General features: G+C 57.2%; 12 protein-coding genes. 4 read left to right on the top strand and 8 right to left on the bottom strand.

The window, feature by feature from the left end; translation table 11 throughout:
- The first annotated feature begins 27 nt into the window (after positions 1-27).
- Positions 28-1,293 carry an inorganic phosphate transporter gene (locus ABMA60_RS08575; protein ID WP_392801549.1) on the top strand — a complete coding sequence of 422 codons (1,266 nt, stop codon included), beginning with the start codon at positions 28-30 and terminating at the stop codon, positions 1,291-1,293.
- Positions 1,294-1,403: 110 nt separating this feature from the next.
- On the top strand, positions 1,404-2,090 hold the full coding sequence (gene mtgA, locus ABMA60_RS08570) for a monofunctional biosynthetic peptidoglycan transglycosylase (RefSeq protein WP_392801546.1): 687 nt from the start codon (positions 1,404-1,406) through the stop codon (positions 2,088-2,090).
- A gap of 4 nt (positions 2,091-2,094) precedes the next feature.
- On the opposite strand, the gene ABMA60_RS08565 is transcribed toward mtgA, so the two are convergent.
- Positions 2,095-3,018: a cation diffusion facilitator family transporter gene (locus tag ABMA60_RS08565; protein ID WP_392801543.1), complete on the bottom strand. Its 924-nt coding sequence runs from the start codon at positions 3,016-3,018 to the stop codon at positions 2,095-2,097.
- A gap of 126 nt (positions 3,019-3,144) precedes the next feature.
- Between ABMA60_RS08565 and ABMA60_RS08560 the strand changes: the two genes are divergently transcribed.
- Positions 3,145-4,011, top strand: coding sequence for a DMT family transporter (locus tag ABMA60_RS08560; protein WP_392801540.1), 867 nt, complete (start codon positions 3,145-3,147; stop codon positions 4,009-4,011).
- 8 nt (positions 4,012-4,019) lie between these two features.
- On the opposite strand, the gene ABMA60_RS08555 is transcribed toward ABMA60_RS08560, so the two are convergent.
- From ABMA60_RS08555 to ABMA60_RS08540, 4 genes are all read right to left on the bottom strand, one after another.
- Positions 4,020-5,078, bottom strand: a complete 1,059-nt coding sequence (locus ABMA60_RS08555) for an AI-2E family transporter (protein ID WP_392801538.1) — start codon at positions 5,076-5,078, stop codon at positions 4,020-4,022.
- A 75-nt stretch (positions 5,079-5,153) separates the two neighbouring features.
- On the bottom strand, positions 5,154-6,782 hold the full coding sequence (locus ABMA60_RS08550) for a methyl-accepting chemotaxis protein (protein WP_392801531.1): 1,629 nt from the start codon (positions 6,780-6,782) through the stop codon (positions 5,154-5,156).
- Positions 6,783-6,924: 142 nt separating this feature from the next.
- Complete coding sequence (locus tag ABMA60_RS08545; protein ID WP_392801528.1) at positions 6,925-7,275, bottom strand: DMT family protein; 351 nt, start codon at positions 7,273-7,275, stop codon at positions 6,925-6,927.
- Between the two features lie 88 nt (positions 7,276-7,363).
- Positions 7,364-7,807: a hypothetical protein gene (locus ABMA60_RS08540; RefSeq protein ID WP_392801525.1), complete on the bottom strand. Its 444-nt coding sequence runs from the start codon at positions 7,805-7,807 to the stop codon at positions 7,364-7,366.
- Positions 7,808-7,985: 178 nt separating this feature from the next.
- On the opposite strand from ABMA60_RS08540, the gene ABMA60_RS08535 reads away from it, so the two are divergent.
- On the top strand, positions 7,986-8,711 hold the full coding sequence (locus tag ABMA60_RS08535) for a hypothetical protein (protein WP_392801522.1): 726 nt from the start codon (positions 7,986-7,988) through the stop codon (positions 8,709-8,711).
- A gap of 60 nt (positions 8,712-8,771) precedes the next feature.
- On the opposite strand, the gene ABMA60_RS08530 is transcribed toward ABMA60_RS08535, so the two are convergent.
- The 3 genes from ABMA60_RS08530 to ABMA60_RS08520 all read right to left on the bottom strand — a co-directional run bounded on the left by ABMA60_RS08530 (position 8,772) and on the right by ABMA60_RS08520 (position 12,797).
- A complete protein-coding gene (locus ABMA60_RS08530; protein WP_392801520.1) occupies positions 8,772-11,111 on the bottom strand; it encodes a putative bifunctional diguanylate cyclase/phosphodiesterase in 2,340 nt (779 codons plus the stop codon).
- Complete coding sequence (locus ABMA60_RS08525; RefSeq protein ID WP_392801517.1) at positions 11,101-11,787, bottom strand: methylamine utilization protein; 687 nt, start codon at positions 11,785-11,787, stop codon at positions 11,101-11,103. Before ABMA60_RS08525 ends, ABMA60_RS08530 begins: the two co-directional genes overlap by 11 nt.
- Positions 11,788-11,903: 116 nt before the next feature.
- The gene (locus tag ABMA60_RS08520; protein ID WP_392801514.1) at positions 11,904-12,797 is read right to left on the bottom strand and encodes a helix-turn-helix domain-containing protein; all 894 of its coding nucleotides are present in this window, start codon (positions 12,795-12,797) and stop codon (positions 11,904-11,906) included.
- Positions 12,798-12,881 lie beyond the last annotated feature (84 nt).

The raw sequence follows: 12,881 nt of genomic DNA, 5'->3' as shown, positions 1-12,881 counted from the left end.
ATGTATTGTTAAGACAGAGGACAGCGCATGACCATCATTGCCGAATATGGCCCATGGTTCGTTCTGCTCGCCTGCGTTTTTGGTTTTTTCATGGCTTGGGGTGTTGGCGCCAACGACGTCGCCAACGCCATGGGTACCTCGGTCGGTTCGCGCGCCCTGACGGTGCGCCAGGCCATCGTCATCGCCATGATTTTCGAGTTCGCCGGGGCATACCTGGCTGGCGGTGAAGTCACCGGCACCATCCGCAAAGGCATCGTCGATGCGTCGGTGCTCGAAGGCTCACCCGAATTATTAGTCTACGGCATGATGTCGGCACTGCTGGCCGCCGGGATCTGGTTGGTGATCGCTTCCTATATGGGCTGGCCGGTCTCGACCACTCATTCCATTGTCGGCGCCATCGTCGGTTTTGCCGCCGTCGGCATCGGCGTCGACTATGTGCAGTGGGGCAAGGTAACGACCATTGTCATGAGCTGGGTGATATCGCCACTGCTCTCCGGCACCATTGCCTTCCTGCTGTTCCGCTCTGTTTATCGCCTGATTCTCAATACCGACGATCCGTTCGCCAACGCCAAGCGCTATGTGCCGGTTTATATGTTCCTGACCGGTTTTATCATCGCCATGGTGACGCTGACCAAAGGTCTGAAACACGTCGGCCTGCAGCTGTCCTTCCTGTCCAGTCTGGCGCTGGCCGCGCTGGCGGGTCTGGTGATTCTTGGTCTCGGTCTGCTGATGCTGCGCCGCGTTCAGGTTGACCCCGAAGCCGACCGCGCCTTCCGTTACGCCTCGGTTGAACGCGTTTTTGCCGTGTTGATGATATTCACCGCCTGTGCCATGGCCTTCGCGCACGGCTCTAACGACGTCGCCAATGCCGTGGGACCACTGGCGGCGGTCATTAATGTCGTTGCCAATCACGGCGATATTGCTGCTCAGTCGGCGATGCCAGCCTGGGTGCTGCTGATCGGCGGTGCGGGTATTGTCGTTGGTCTGGCGACCTTTGGTTACAAAGTGATGGGCACCATCGGGCGTCGCATTACCGAGCTCACGCCCAGCCGAGGCTTTGCCGCTGAGCTGGCTGCCGGTACCACCGTGGTGCTGGCCTCGGGCACCGGTCTGCCGATTTCCACCACCCACACTCTGGTGGGGGCGGTGCTCGGCGTCGGTCTGGCGCGCGGTATTTCCGCACTGAACCTGAGGGTTATTGGCACCATCGTCGCTTCCTGGGTGGTCACCCTGCCCGCCGGTGGTTTGCTCGCCATCCTCTTCTTCTTTATGTTTAAAGGCATGTTCGGCTAAGCCGGGCAGACGTCACCGGAACGTAAAAGCGCTGTTTTGTGAGCCCGATCGGCTCACAAGGCGGCGCCGGTCGATTATAATCCCGCGCCCTTTTGAACCGCCGGCTGTTCATGTCGAAACTGTCGTTCACATCGTTGTTGCGAACTCTGGCGCTGTGTTGCCTGTCGCTGGTGTTGTTCAGCCTGTTGCTGACGGTGCCGCTGCGCTGGATCAATCCGCCGATCACCGCCTTTATCCTGCTCGATGGCGAAGCCTCTGCCAGCCAGATGCGCCAACACTGGACGCCACTCGATCAAATCGATCCAAACATGCCGATAGCCGTGGTCGCCTCGGAAGATCAGCTGTTTCCCACCCATTTCGGTTTTGATTTCAGTTCTATCTGGGAAGCAATCCACGAAGAAGACGGCCCGATGCGCGGCGCCTCCACACTCAGCCAGCAACTGTCTAAAAACCTCTATCTGTGGTCCGGCCGCAGCTTGTTCCGCAAGGGTATTGAAGCCTGGTTTACGCTGTTGATTGAACTGACCTGGCCCAAGGAGCGCATTCTGGAGGTCTATCTGAATGTGGTGGAGTTTGGTCCGGGCATTTATGGCGTGGGTCAGGCCAGCGAGACCTTTTTCGGCAAATCACCCAGCCAACTGACGCGCTATGAGGCGTCTTTGCTGGCCGCGGTACTGCCCAACCCCAAGCGGTTATCGGCGCAGCGCCCGTCCGACTACGTCTATAAGCGCGCCTACGATATCCGCAACGCCATCCGCTACCTGGGCGGGCCCAGCTATCTGGCCGGTATTCTCTGACCGTTCAGCAATGGTCGTCGGTCGGGCAATGATGCGGCTGGTATTCCAGTTGCAAAGTGGTGTGACCGATGCCGAAATCGTGCTGCAACAGTTCGCTGGCGCGGTGAATCAGCGCATCGTCATCCGCCGCCTGTGGGCGAACCAGATGCGCGGTCAGGGCCGTTTCCGTGGTACTTAACGCCCAGACGTGCAGATGGTGCACATCCAACACATCCGGCAGTTGCTCCAGGGCCATTTCCACCTGACGCAGATCGATATTCTTCGGCACCGCATCGACCGCCAGGTTCAGCGATTCGGTCAGTAACGACCAGGTGCCGACCAGAATCACCGCAGCAATGACCAGACTGACCAGCGGGTCGATCCAGCTGATGCCGGTCAGTAGAATCAAACCACCGGCAATGACCACGCCGAGCGACACCCCCGCATCCGCCGCCATATGCAAAAAGGCGCCACGAATGTTCAGATCGTGCTGACCCTTCATAAAGAGCAGCATGGTCAGAGCGTTGATCAGCGTGCCGATGGCGGCGACGCTGATCACGGTAACACCGGCGACCGGCGCCGGATCGCTGAACCGCTGTAGCGCCTCCCAGGCGATGGCACCGACTGCCACCAGTAACAGCAAGGCATTGGCCAGCGCCGCCAGAATAGTGGTTTTCTTCAAACCGAAGGTGCGCAATCGACTGCTATGACGCCGGGCCAGCGCACTGGCACCCCAGGCCAGCAACAGACCGAGTACGTCGCTGAGGTTATGGCCAGCATCGGCCAGCAACGCCAGCGATCCGGCCCAGAAACCGTACAACGCCTCGATCACCACAAAGCCAAGATTCAGCGCCACGCCCAGTGCAAAGGCCCGGTTGTATTGCGCCGGTGCATGAGCGTGACCGTGTGAATGGTTATGCCCGGCGGTTGAACCGTGATGATGCGACATCAAAACATCTCCTTCAGGATTTGATGCTTATTAAAAACCCTCAAGTCATTGTAGGTTCAAGCCCAATCTTCGCGACCGGGCAGACGGCGGTATATAGTGGCGCTTTTGCCGACGGACCGAACCACCATGACCGCTTCCCCGCACCTGATCAGCTTCACCCTCCTGGCTCTGGTCGCCTTCGCCGCCAACTCGGTACTGTGTCGCTGGGCTCTGGGTGACGCCACCATTGATGCCGCTTCCTTTACCGCCGTACGGCTGGTCGCCGGCGCCCTGGTGTTATTGCTGCTGGTTAAATTGAGCAGCCACAAACTGCCGCTTTATCGCGCCGTCAAAGCCGGCTCTATTTCCGGCGCCGCCTGGTTGTTTCTCTATGCGGCGGGCTTTTCCTTTGCCTATATCCAGCTCGATACCGCCACCGGCGCGCTGATTCTGTTCGGCACCGTGCAACTGACGCTGATCGGCATCAGCCTGTGGCAAGGACATCGCTTGAACAGCACCGAATGGGCCGGTGTGTTTGCCGCCTGTGCTGGTTTCGTCTATCTGATTCTGCCGGATCTGACCACACCATCGTTGCGAGGCATGGTGTTAATGATGGGCGCGGGCATCGCCTGGGGTTTGTATACGCTCAACGGTCGCGGCTCCAGCCAGCCGCTGCTCGATACTGCCGGCAATTTTGTGCGCACCGCGCCGCTGGTCTTGCTGTTGTTCGTGCCTTTTATTGAAACCGTGCAAATCAGCCGGGAAGGTTTCTGGCTGGCGGTGCTGTCGGGTGCGCTGGCTTCCGGCTGTGGCTATGCGTTGTGGTATGCGGTGTTGCCGTCGCTCAGTGGTGTTCAGGCTGGGGTTTTGCAGTTGTCGGTGCCGCTCTTGGCGGCTGCCGGTGGGGTGCTTTTGGTGGGAGAACGACTGGACCCGCGTCTGGTGCTGGCCAGCTTTTTACTGCTCGGCGGCATCGCCCTGGTGCTGTGGGGACGCCGCCAAGTCAAAGCGTGAATTAGGCGTCAATAAGGTGCTTCATCGTTGCGATTAAAATCGCGCATGAAGATGTCCCAGAAGGTCATGAATAAGGCGGCGATCAGGGGGCCGATTACAAAGCCATTAATTCCCATTAAGGCGATACCGCCCAAGGTAGAAAACAGCACAACGTAATCAGGCAGTTTGGTGTCTCGTCCGACCAGAATGGGGCGCAGAATATTATCAGCCAAGCCAATGACCACCATACCGTAAGCCACCAGCACGATACCGGAAATCCACGACCCACTGGCGATCAGGTAGATCGCCGCCGGGCCCCAAACCAGGGCTGCACCAACGGCCGGAATCAGCGACAAAATTGCCATCAGCACACCCCACAAAATCACCGCCGGTATGCCCAGAATGGCAAAAATGATACTGCCCAGGGCGCCTTGAACGATGGCGACCACCAGGTTGCCTTTGACCGTTGCACGGGTCACTTCAGCGAATTTATCGAACAGCCGATGTTCGCGTTCATCACCGAGCGGCAAAGCGCGGATAAAAAGCGCAATCAGTTTGTGGCCATCGCGCAGCAGGAAAAACGCCAGATACAGCATCAAGCCGAGGTTCAACACCAGGCTCATGGTGTTCTGACCGATACTCAGCGTTTCCTGAGCCAGGTACTGGCTGGCGGTGACCGCAAAATCCGACAGGCGCTGACGGACATTCTCGGTATCAATACCCGCCTTGTTCAGTAAATCTGGAACCATCGGGAAGGCCGTACGCAACTGATCGAGAATATCGCCCAGTGAGATGTCGCCCTCCTGAATACTCTGAAACAGGTTAACGGCTTCATTGACCACCTGCATAACGATCAGCAGTACCGGCAAAACCACGATGACAACGCAACACAATAACGTGATCAGCGCCGACAAGTTGCGGCGATTGCCAGTAAGCCGTAGGAATCGTGTCTGCAGCGGATAAAAAATAACAGTAATGGCAACGGCCCAGAAAATGGCGCCCCAAAAAGGTTCTAATACAAAGAAAAATGCCAGGCTGACGAGCAGTAATAAGAGCAGAAAAAACCGGTTTTCGAGTGTTTGCCTCATGGCAATGGGTTCCCTGAATACTCAGTCTGCCACATTACTCGAAAGCCGGTTTTCATACAGCATTCCGTCATCGCTTTACACTTGGAAACGTGATGCCCGTTGCGATAATTCATTCGCCACCGAAGCCAATTCCTGCGATGACATTTCGATCGCCTTGGCCTGCTCTTCGGTACTCAATGTTTGCTCACTGATCTGAACCACGTTGCTGTTGATGTTCTGGATCACCGCGCTTTGCTGGGTGGTTGCCGCAGCAATCTGCTGGGTTTGGTCAGACAGCTCATCCAGCGCCTGACGAATTTGCCCGAACGATTCGGTGACCTCAGCCATCTGCTCGGTGGTGCGGCTGGCATAGCTGCGGCTGTCATCCATCACCTGGTAAGCCTGTTCGGCGCGTTGCTGCAATTGCTCGATCTTGCCGCGAATTGCCTCGGTGGATTCCTGAGTTTTGGACGCCAGGGTGCGCACTTCATCCGCCACCACAGCAAAGCCACGACCCTGCTCGCCGGCACGCGCCGCTTCGATCGCTGCGTTCAGCGCCAGTAAGTTAGTCTGGTCGGCGACGCCAGTAATGACTTCGACGATCTCATCAATGCTGCGCATCTCGATGGCCAGTGAGCGTATGACCTCGGCGGCCTCGCCCACTTCCGACACCAACCGATCGGTCACTTCACGGGTGGTGTCCAGCGTCTGCTGACCACTTTCGGCATTCTGGCGAACGCCGCTGGCCAGGTCGCTGGTTTTCTCAGTGTTGCGCGCCACATCATCAAAGGTAGCGGTCATTTCTTCGATGGCTGCAGCGATGGAATCGATGGCGCTCAACTGCTGCTGAATTTCACCGCGGGTGGTGCTGATCGACTGACTGAGCTCTTCACTGGTAGCGTTCAGTACGTCGCTTTGATCGCGAACATCGAGAATGACCGAACGGGTTGAATCGAGCAGTGAATGCAGCGACTGCGCAATCTGGTTGACCTCCCAACTCGGCTGGGTTGGCAGCCGCTGCTTCAGATCAAGATCATCCGAGACACCCAGGGTAAATTGAGTCACCCGCGCCACTGGTCCGGAAATCTGCGAGCCGATGCGCCACGACAGCAATCCCAGCACCACCAGTACGCCTGCCGCGCCGAGCAGTACCCAGCGTTGCAGCTGGAAGTAACGCTTGTCGATATCGTGGGTATACATGCCCGTCACCAGGGTCCAATTCCAGGGCCGGTAAGCGACGCCGAGACTAAGCTTAGGTTGCGGCTGTGCTTCACCCACCTTGGGCCACAGGTAATTAAAACGGCCACGACCGTTACCCGCTTCAACGGCACGCTCAATGCCCACCATCACCGCCGTACCCTCAGTGTCGAGAATCTGCCGGCCGTCGCTGCCCATGATCTCTGCGGAGGGATGCTGCAGCACCCGCAATGACCGACTGTCGAGCGTGAAGACGTATTCGTCTTGCAGATAACGCAACTGATTCAACAGCCTGATGGCTTCAGACTGGGCTTCGGTTTCGCTCATATCACCGGCCCGAACCTGTGCTCGAAAACCATCCAACAAGGTCACAACACTGTCCAATTGTGCCTGCATCAACTGGGCACGATCTTCGATCATTTGCTCACGCACCACACCGAGCAATAACAGCACAACACCGATCAAAGCGACCATGGCCAGACCGGACAATAGCGCCAAACGATGAAAAATCTTCAGACGACTGAACATAAGGCAGGAACACTCCACAGCAGGAGGTTGGTACAACTCGGCGTTATAAACCGAACCCGCCACCAATCTATGGGTGAAAATTTGTGAAGCAAGTCACAGAGTTGATCTGAGTCAGACTGAATGAAAAAAGGTGACTTCCGGCCTAAAACAGACGCTCGCGGAAAATAAAGAAGACCGCACCGAGCAAACACAAGCCCGCCCAGAGATAATCCAGTTTGAGTGGCTCACGCAGGTAAAAAAGTGCGAACGGCACGAACACACTGAGGGTAATGACCTCCTGCAGTATTTTCAGCTGTCCTACCGAGTAAACCGTATGACCGATACGATTCGCCGGTACCTGCAACAGGTATTCAAACAAGGCGATACCCCAGCTGAACAGCGCCGCAATGATCCAGGGTTTGTGATTGAGCGTCTTAAGGTGGGCGTACCAGGCAAAGGTCATAAAGACGTTGGAACAGGTCAGCAACAGGACGGTGATTACCAGCGGCGGCACGATGTTAACTTCCAATAAAAAGGGTCAGCCAGTGTAATACTGGACTGACCCTGAATCATCCTGATGCGTTGCTAAAAGACGCCAGGCGCTACAAAGAGGATTGCAAAAACCGCAGTTCATCCACCAAACGATCGCTGTGGATCACCAACTGGCTGAGCACATCCTGCTCGTCATCGCTCCAGTCCAGATCCGCCGCTTCATCGACTTCACTGCGCCACTGGGCTTCAGCTTCCATCAGCCGTAACACCAAAGTCGCTTCGGAATGCACTCGCGACTGAACCCAATCACTGATGGCCTTGAGCAAGGCCCGTTCCTGATTTCCAGCCTGCGGCAACTCACCGCGAGCACGTTCCATGGCCTCAATTCGTCCCAACATAGCGCTGCGCGCCTCTATGGCACGTCGCAACAGCGTCTCTGTGGGTGCGGACACCACTTCCTGATCGACCAGATCCTGATAGCGTTCGATCAATTCCAGACCGTGGGCATGTATGCCCGCCAGTGCCGCCCCATACTCATCGCGTAAGATCGACATCCTGGCCTCCTCGCCTCGAACCCTGGTTGATCGGGCACAAAGCCCGACGTGAACGGCTTCATCATGGCGCCACTGCGGTAAAAATAAAGCCCCGACCAAGTAAAGGCGCTAAGCTGGTTGAAAAATAGCCAATCAACCGTATCTTAGAAAGCACACGTTCGACCAGGGAGGCAAAACAATGCCCATCGAACCGACTGGTAGTCTCAACAACCTCAATCCGCTGAACCGTCAGGACAGCCTGAACGCGCCCCAGACGCGTGCCGCTGAACAGACGACACCAGCGCCCCAATCGCCCAACCAGAACGCCGTTCAAGCCGACGTTCAGGTCGATACCAGCATCGACAGCCGCCGTGCTGCCATTCGCTCTCAAGTGCAGGAAGCCAATGAACTGGCGGTCTCGCAGCAAGACAGAGGCGAAGTGCTGGAGCAACTGCGCGGCGAGCGCGAACGTCTGGCTCAAGGTTCTGACGATGCCAATGACTCGACAGAACAGCCGGAAAGCCAGCGCCTGGTCAGCGAAGACACCTTTGCTGCGCTGGAGCGAATCCGCTCGCTGGCAGTGGAGGATCCCTTTGGCACCGGCTCGGCCGACGCCGGCCCGCTGGCTGACAACGGCTTTTTCGTGCGCAGCCGTCAGGACGCGGTCGATACGCTGGACCAGGCCATCAGCGCGCTGGAGCGTCAGTCCGATCTGGATACCGGCCGTTTGGAAGAGTTGCGTGAAACCTTCAATACCAACCAGGACGCCACCCTGAGCGAGGGCAACAGGGCTTTCAGCGATGGTGAAGAGGCCGGTTCAGCGGCGGCTCAACTGGCACTGGATATTCGTGAACAAACGCCGACCGATCTGTTCGGCTTAGGTGAGGAAGATCGGGAAACCGTGCTCAGTGCACTGCAACCTTAAATCACTGACGCATGAAAAACGGGCCAGCGACTGATGACATCAGCGCTGGCCCGTTTTTAGTCAAGCGCGCAAAAAGCTTTCGCGCTGCTCGTTGAAGGTGGCCAGCCAATCCATCAAGTCGTCGTAAGGCAACGCCTTGGCCAGACAATAACCCTGAATACAGTGACAACCCATGGCTTCCAGCAAGGCGACCGAAGCCGGGTCTTCAACACCCTCGGCCAGTACCGTCAGCTTCAACTGCTGCGCCATCTCGATGGTCGAACGAACGATGCATTGATCGTCTTCATCCGTGGCCAGATTCAAAATAAACGCCTTGTCGATTTTCAGTTCATGCACCGGCATCGACTTCAACTGCGCCAGCGATGAAAAGCCGGTGCCGAAGTCGTCCATCGCCAATTCGACGCCAGCATCATAAAGCCGCTGAAGATTTTTCAGCGCCCGTTCGGTATCGGCCATCATGGCGCTTTCGGTGACTTCGAGAATCAATTCTTCACCCTTCAGACCGTGCTGTTTGATGCGCGCCAACAGGCTGTCGACAAAGCTGTCTTTGAGAATGTCCTTGGCCGATAGATTCACACTGATGCCCAGGTCCGGATAGCCTTCGGCCTGCCAGCGACGCATCTGACGAATGGATTCATCGAACACCCAGTCGGTAATCAGGGTGATGTCACCCGATTGCTCAGCCAGGGGAATAAATTCCTCCGGGAACATCCGTCCGAGCACCGGGTCGTGCCAGCGAATCAGCACTTCCACCGAGCGCATACGTTGATGTTCCAGGCTGTATTGCGGCTGAAACATCAACTGGAAACCGCCTTCGGCAATGGCGTGCTGCAAGCGGTTGGTCACGGTGATACGCCGCAGATGACGCTCATCCTGACCTTCCTGATAGGTGGCAAAACTGTGGCCTAAATGACGCGCTTCGCTGATCGCCAGATGAGTGCGCCGCATCAGGTCTTCGTAATCGCTGGCCTGCTGCGGACAGAACACCATGCCCAAGCGCGCTTCCACCTTGATTTCCAGGCTGTCGTGGCGGAAAGCGTAGTCAAACAACGCCAGGTAACGCTCGGCTTCGGCATGGGCGCCGGTTTCGGTCAGACCATCGATCAACAGCAAGAACTCATCGGTACCGATGCGACCAACGCGGTCGGATTCGCGACAGGCATCGGCCAGACGACTGGCCACCTGCGGCAGCACTGCGTCCATCACCGCCAGGCCGTAGACATCGCTTAGATCATCGTAGTTGCTCAGCTGCAGCAACATCACCGCAAAGGGCGCTTCGGGTTGACTGCTCAGTCGCTCACTCAACTGCCGGCCGAATTCATCGCGATTGGGCAAACCGGTCAGCAAGTCGTGCTGGGCCTGATAGAGAATATGGCGTTCGCGTTCTTGAATGGCGCTTTGCATGTTATCGAGCGTATCGCCCAGAACCGCGAATTCGTCGCTGCCCTGCAAAGCCACCGGCTGGGTGTAATTACCGCGGGCAATACGGCGCGCTGCCACTACCAGCGCATTGATCGGCCGGCTGATGCCACTGGCGATCAGGGCCGTTGCCAACGCCGCCAGCGCCAACGCAATGGCGGCGATGGCGAGCATCTGGTTGCGCAGGCTGTCGTAAGCGGCCAGCGCTTCTTGCAGTGACACCGACAACAACATGCCCAGTTGCTGACCGTCGCGATCTTTCAAGACGCCTTGCCGGCTCAACCAACCGGCTTCACTGAAGCGATCGGTCGCCTGGCCGAGTACCGCGCTGAAATCACCGTCCAGAGCATCCAGCGGCAAGTCGGCATTGAGCGTGGTAAAGGCGCGCACAGGCGCCGATTCGCCGCCGCGAAACAGCAGCGTCAGGTTGGTACCGGTAATGCTTCGGAAGCCCTCCAGCAGCGCTTCATCCATGATAAAACCCATGCCCACCCAGGCGATCAACTGGGGCGCACGCACCGGCACCATCACCAGTTGGTAAGGTGCATCGTCGGCCAGCGTCAGCACGCTGAAGGCTTGTTCTTCGCGGTCGATCGATTCACGCAGCTCAGCCAGTTCAGCAGCGATATTGTGGGTGCTGATCAACACCTCACCGGCCGGGTCCATCAGCACGATCATATCAGCGCCAACCCGATCCCCGTGATTGGCCAGCACGCTGACGATGGTGCCTTCTTCGTTGGTGGCGATGGCCTGTTTAAAACCAAAGTCTTCCGCCAGCAAGGTGGTGCGGTCGGTCAACTGACGGCTGTTATCCACCAGCAGCGTATCGAAGACGCGTTCAGCAACCGCCAGTTCGCGGTTGGCACCGGCACGCGCATTGGCATCGGTGGCGCGTAATACTGCCCACAGCGTCGCGGCCAATGTCAGCCCGAGCAGGCTGAGGAAGATCAGTAACAGCCGGGTGCGAAAACTAATTGCCATCGGACTGATACCTTTGCAGGCGGTCGTACAAGCTCGACGGCGACTGCGACGGATCATCAACACTCAGTTCAAAAGGTAACTGGATTTCCAGACGGTCCGCTTCAGCATCGGCGAGGTCAGCTATGGCGAGTTGAAAAGGCTCATCCATATCCGGATGCCAGATCACCAGATAAGGCGACTGCTCGGCATTGAACGCCGGCAAGGTCACTTCGCCGGTTGCGTCGGTTTGGCCATACAAGGCACCTTCGACGACATAGATATAACCGCGCATGGAATCGTGAATATTGCAGCCCAGGGCGACCAGACCGGCTTTATCGAACTCGACCGGTGGCGCATCGTTGCCTTTATAAAGCTGCAATTCGAAGGTTTTGGCGGCGGAGAAAGAATAGACGTGGTGGCGGGTTTCATCGCTGTTGGGGAAACGCACCTTGGTACCGGCGCGAACCACCGCGATTTCCGGCACAAAAGCGATGTCGACCTGATCGACAATGGCTTCTTCCGGCAGTGGCGGCACCTCAACAGCAGCCGCACCTTTGAGTTCAACAACCGCCTCGCCGACATCCTGACCACTCTGGTCGGTCAGATGCAACGTTGGCAAGGTTGCCGCCATAACTGTGACCGGTCCCAGCGACGCTGCCAACAACAACGCCGCACCGGTCAACCGTCCCTTGTTCATCGACTTCACCCTAATACATTGTCTGCGGATAACGATCACTATAACCGAGAATGATAGTGATCGCGCGAGGGAGCCACTGAACTGGCTCCGTTAGGATAAGACGACGCCCAAGCCCTTCAGCGACGCAGAGAAACCTTGATCGGTGTTTTACCGCGGATGGCGATGGACTCGCGATACTGACGCGGTGTCATGCCTTTAATTTTGAGGAAATGCCGATTGAAATTCGCCACGTTGGAGAAGCCGGCTTCGAAGCAGATATTGGTGATCGGCTTGCTGCTGACCTCCAACTGCTCGCAGGCCCGGCTGATGCGCAACCGGGTGACGAAATCGATAAACCGATAACCAGTCGCCTTCTTGAACCAGCGCGAGAAAAACGACGGCGTCAGGTTCAACTGACCGGCCACTTCATCCAGCGTCAATTCACGAGTGCAGTGCGCAATGATATAGCTGACCGCGGTATTCACCCGCTCTTCGGTTTGGCTATCGGATTCGTTTTCGTAGGAACGACTCGACAGCAACTGATAGTCGCCGGTCTCCGCCAGGCAGGTCATGACTTCCAGAAAACGCAGCACTCGCGCCATGCCTCTCAGGCCGGCAATTTCGGCAAAGTCATCGATGACCAGCGCGCTGGCCTCAGGCGAAAACTCAATGCCAAAGCGCGAATCGGCCAGCATCGACTGCAGCGAGCGCATTTCCGGAAGACATTCGGCCAACGCCTGAATGCGCTGGTCGGAAAAATTGATCACCCGATCGCGAATGCCTTTCTCGAAATGCCCCAGCGACACCCAGTTATGCGGCAAATAAGGCCCACAGAGAAACACCGTGCCGGGCCTGAACGGGCCGACATAATCGCCAATAAAGGCATTGCCTTCGGTGCTTTGAATCAGGTGGAGTTCGTACTCGTCGTGGTAATGCCAGCGCACCAGCGAGCTGTCGGCACCATGCGCCAGATAGCGGAAACTGCGATCAGCCTCGTAGACGGCTTCATAGCTCGGTTTCACAACACTCATGCGGCTGTTACCCCGTCGGTTTGGGACTCAGAAAGGACGACGTGAACGGCCCAAAGTGTAACCCATGGTCTCTGGCCCGACAGC

The organism is Saccharospirillum sp. HFRX-2, assembly GCF_043196805.1.
GTDB lineage: Bacteria > Pseudomonadota > Gammaproteobacteria > Pseudomonadales > Natronospirillaceae > Saccharospirillum.
The sequence above is the reverse complement of the archived record's forward strand: the minus strand, read 5'-3'. Positions and strand labels throughout refer to the sequence as shown.

Bases quoted from the DNA above. Each gene is read 5' to 3' on its own strand.
- mtgA (WP_392801546.1), top strand. From the start codon at position 1,404: ATGTCGAAACTGTCGTTCACATCGTTGTTGCGAACTCTGGCGCTGTGT.
- ABMA60_RS08560 (WP_392801540.1), top strand. From the start codon at position 3,145: ATGACCGCTTCCCCGCACCTGATCAGCTTCACCCTCCTGGCTCTGGTC.
- ABMA60_RS08575 (WP_392801549.1), top strand. From the start codon at position 28: ATGACCATCATTGCCGAATATGGCCCATGGTTCGTTCTGCTCGCCTGC.
- ABMA60_RS08520 (WP_392801514.1), bottom strand. From the start codon at position 12,797: ATGAGTGTTGTGAAACCGAGCTATGAAGCCGTCTACGAGGCTGATCGC.
- ABMA60_RS08555 (WP_392801538.1), bottom strand. From the start codon at position 5,078: ATGAGGCAAACACTCGAAAACCGGTTTTTTCTGCTCTTATTACTGCTC.
- ABMA60_RS08540 (WP_392801525.1), bottom strand. From the start codon at position 7,807: ATGTCGATCTTACGCGATGAGTATGGGGCGGCACTGGCGGGCATACAT.
- ABMA60_RS08530 (WP_392801520.1), bottom strand. From the start codon at position 11,111: ATGGCAATTAGTTTTCGCACCCGGCTGTTACTGATCTTCCTCAGCCTG.
- ABMA60_RS08535 (WP_392801522.1), top strand. From the start codon at position 7,986: ATGCCCATCGAACCGACTGGTAGTCTCAACAACCTCAATCCGCTGAAC.
- ABMA60_RS08550 (WP_392801531.1), bottom strand. From the start codon at position 6,782: ATGTTCAGTCGTCTGAAGATTTTTCATCGTTTGGCGCTATTGTCCGGT.
- ABMA60_RS08565 (WP_392801543.1), bottom strand. From the start codon at position 3,018: ATGTCGCATCATCACGGTTCAACCGCCGGGCATAACCATTCACACGGT.
- ABMA60_RS08525 (WP_392801517.1), bottom strand. From the start codon at position 11,787: ATGAACAAGGGACGGTTGACCGGTGCGGCGTTGTTGTTGGCAGCGTCG.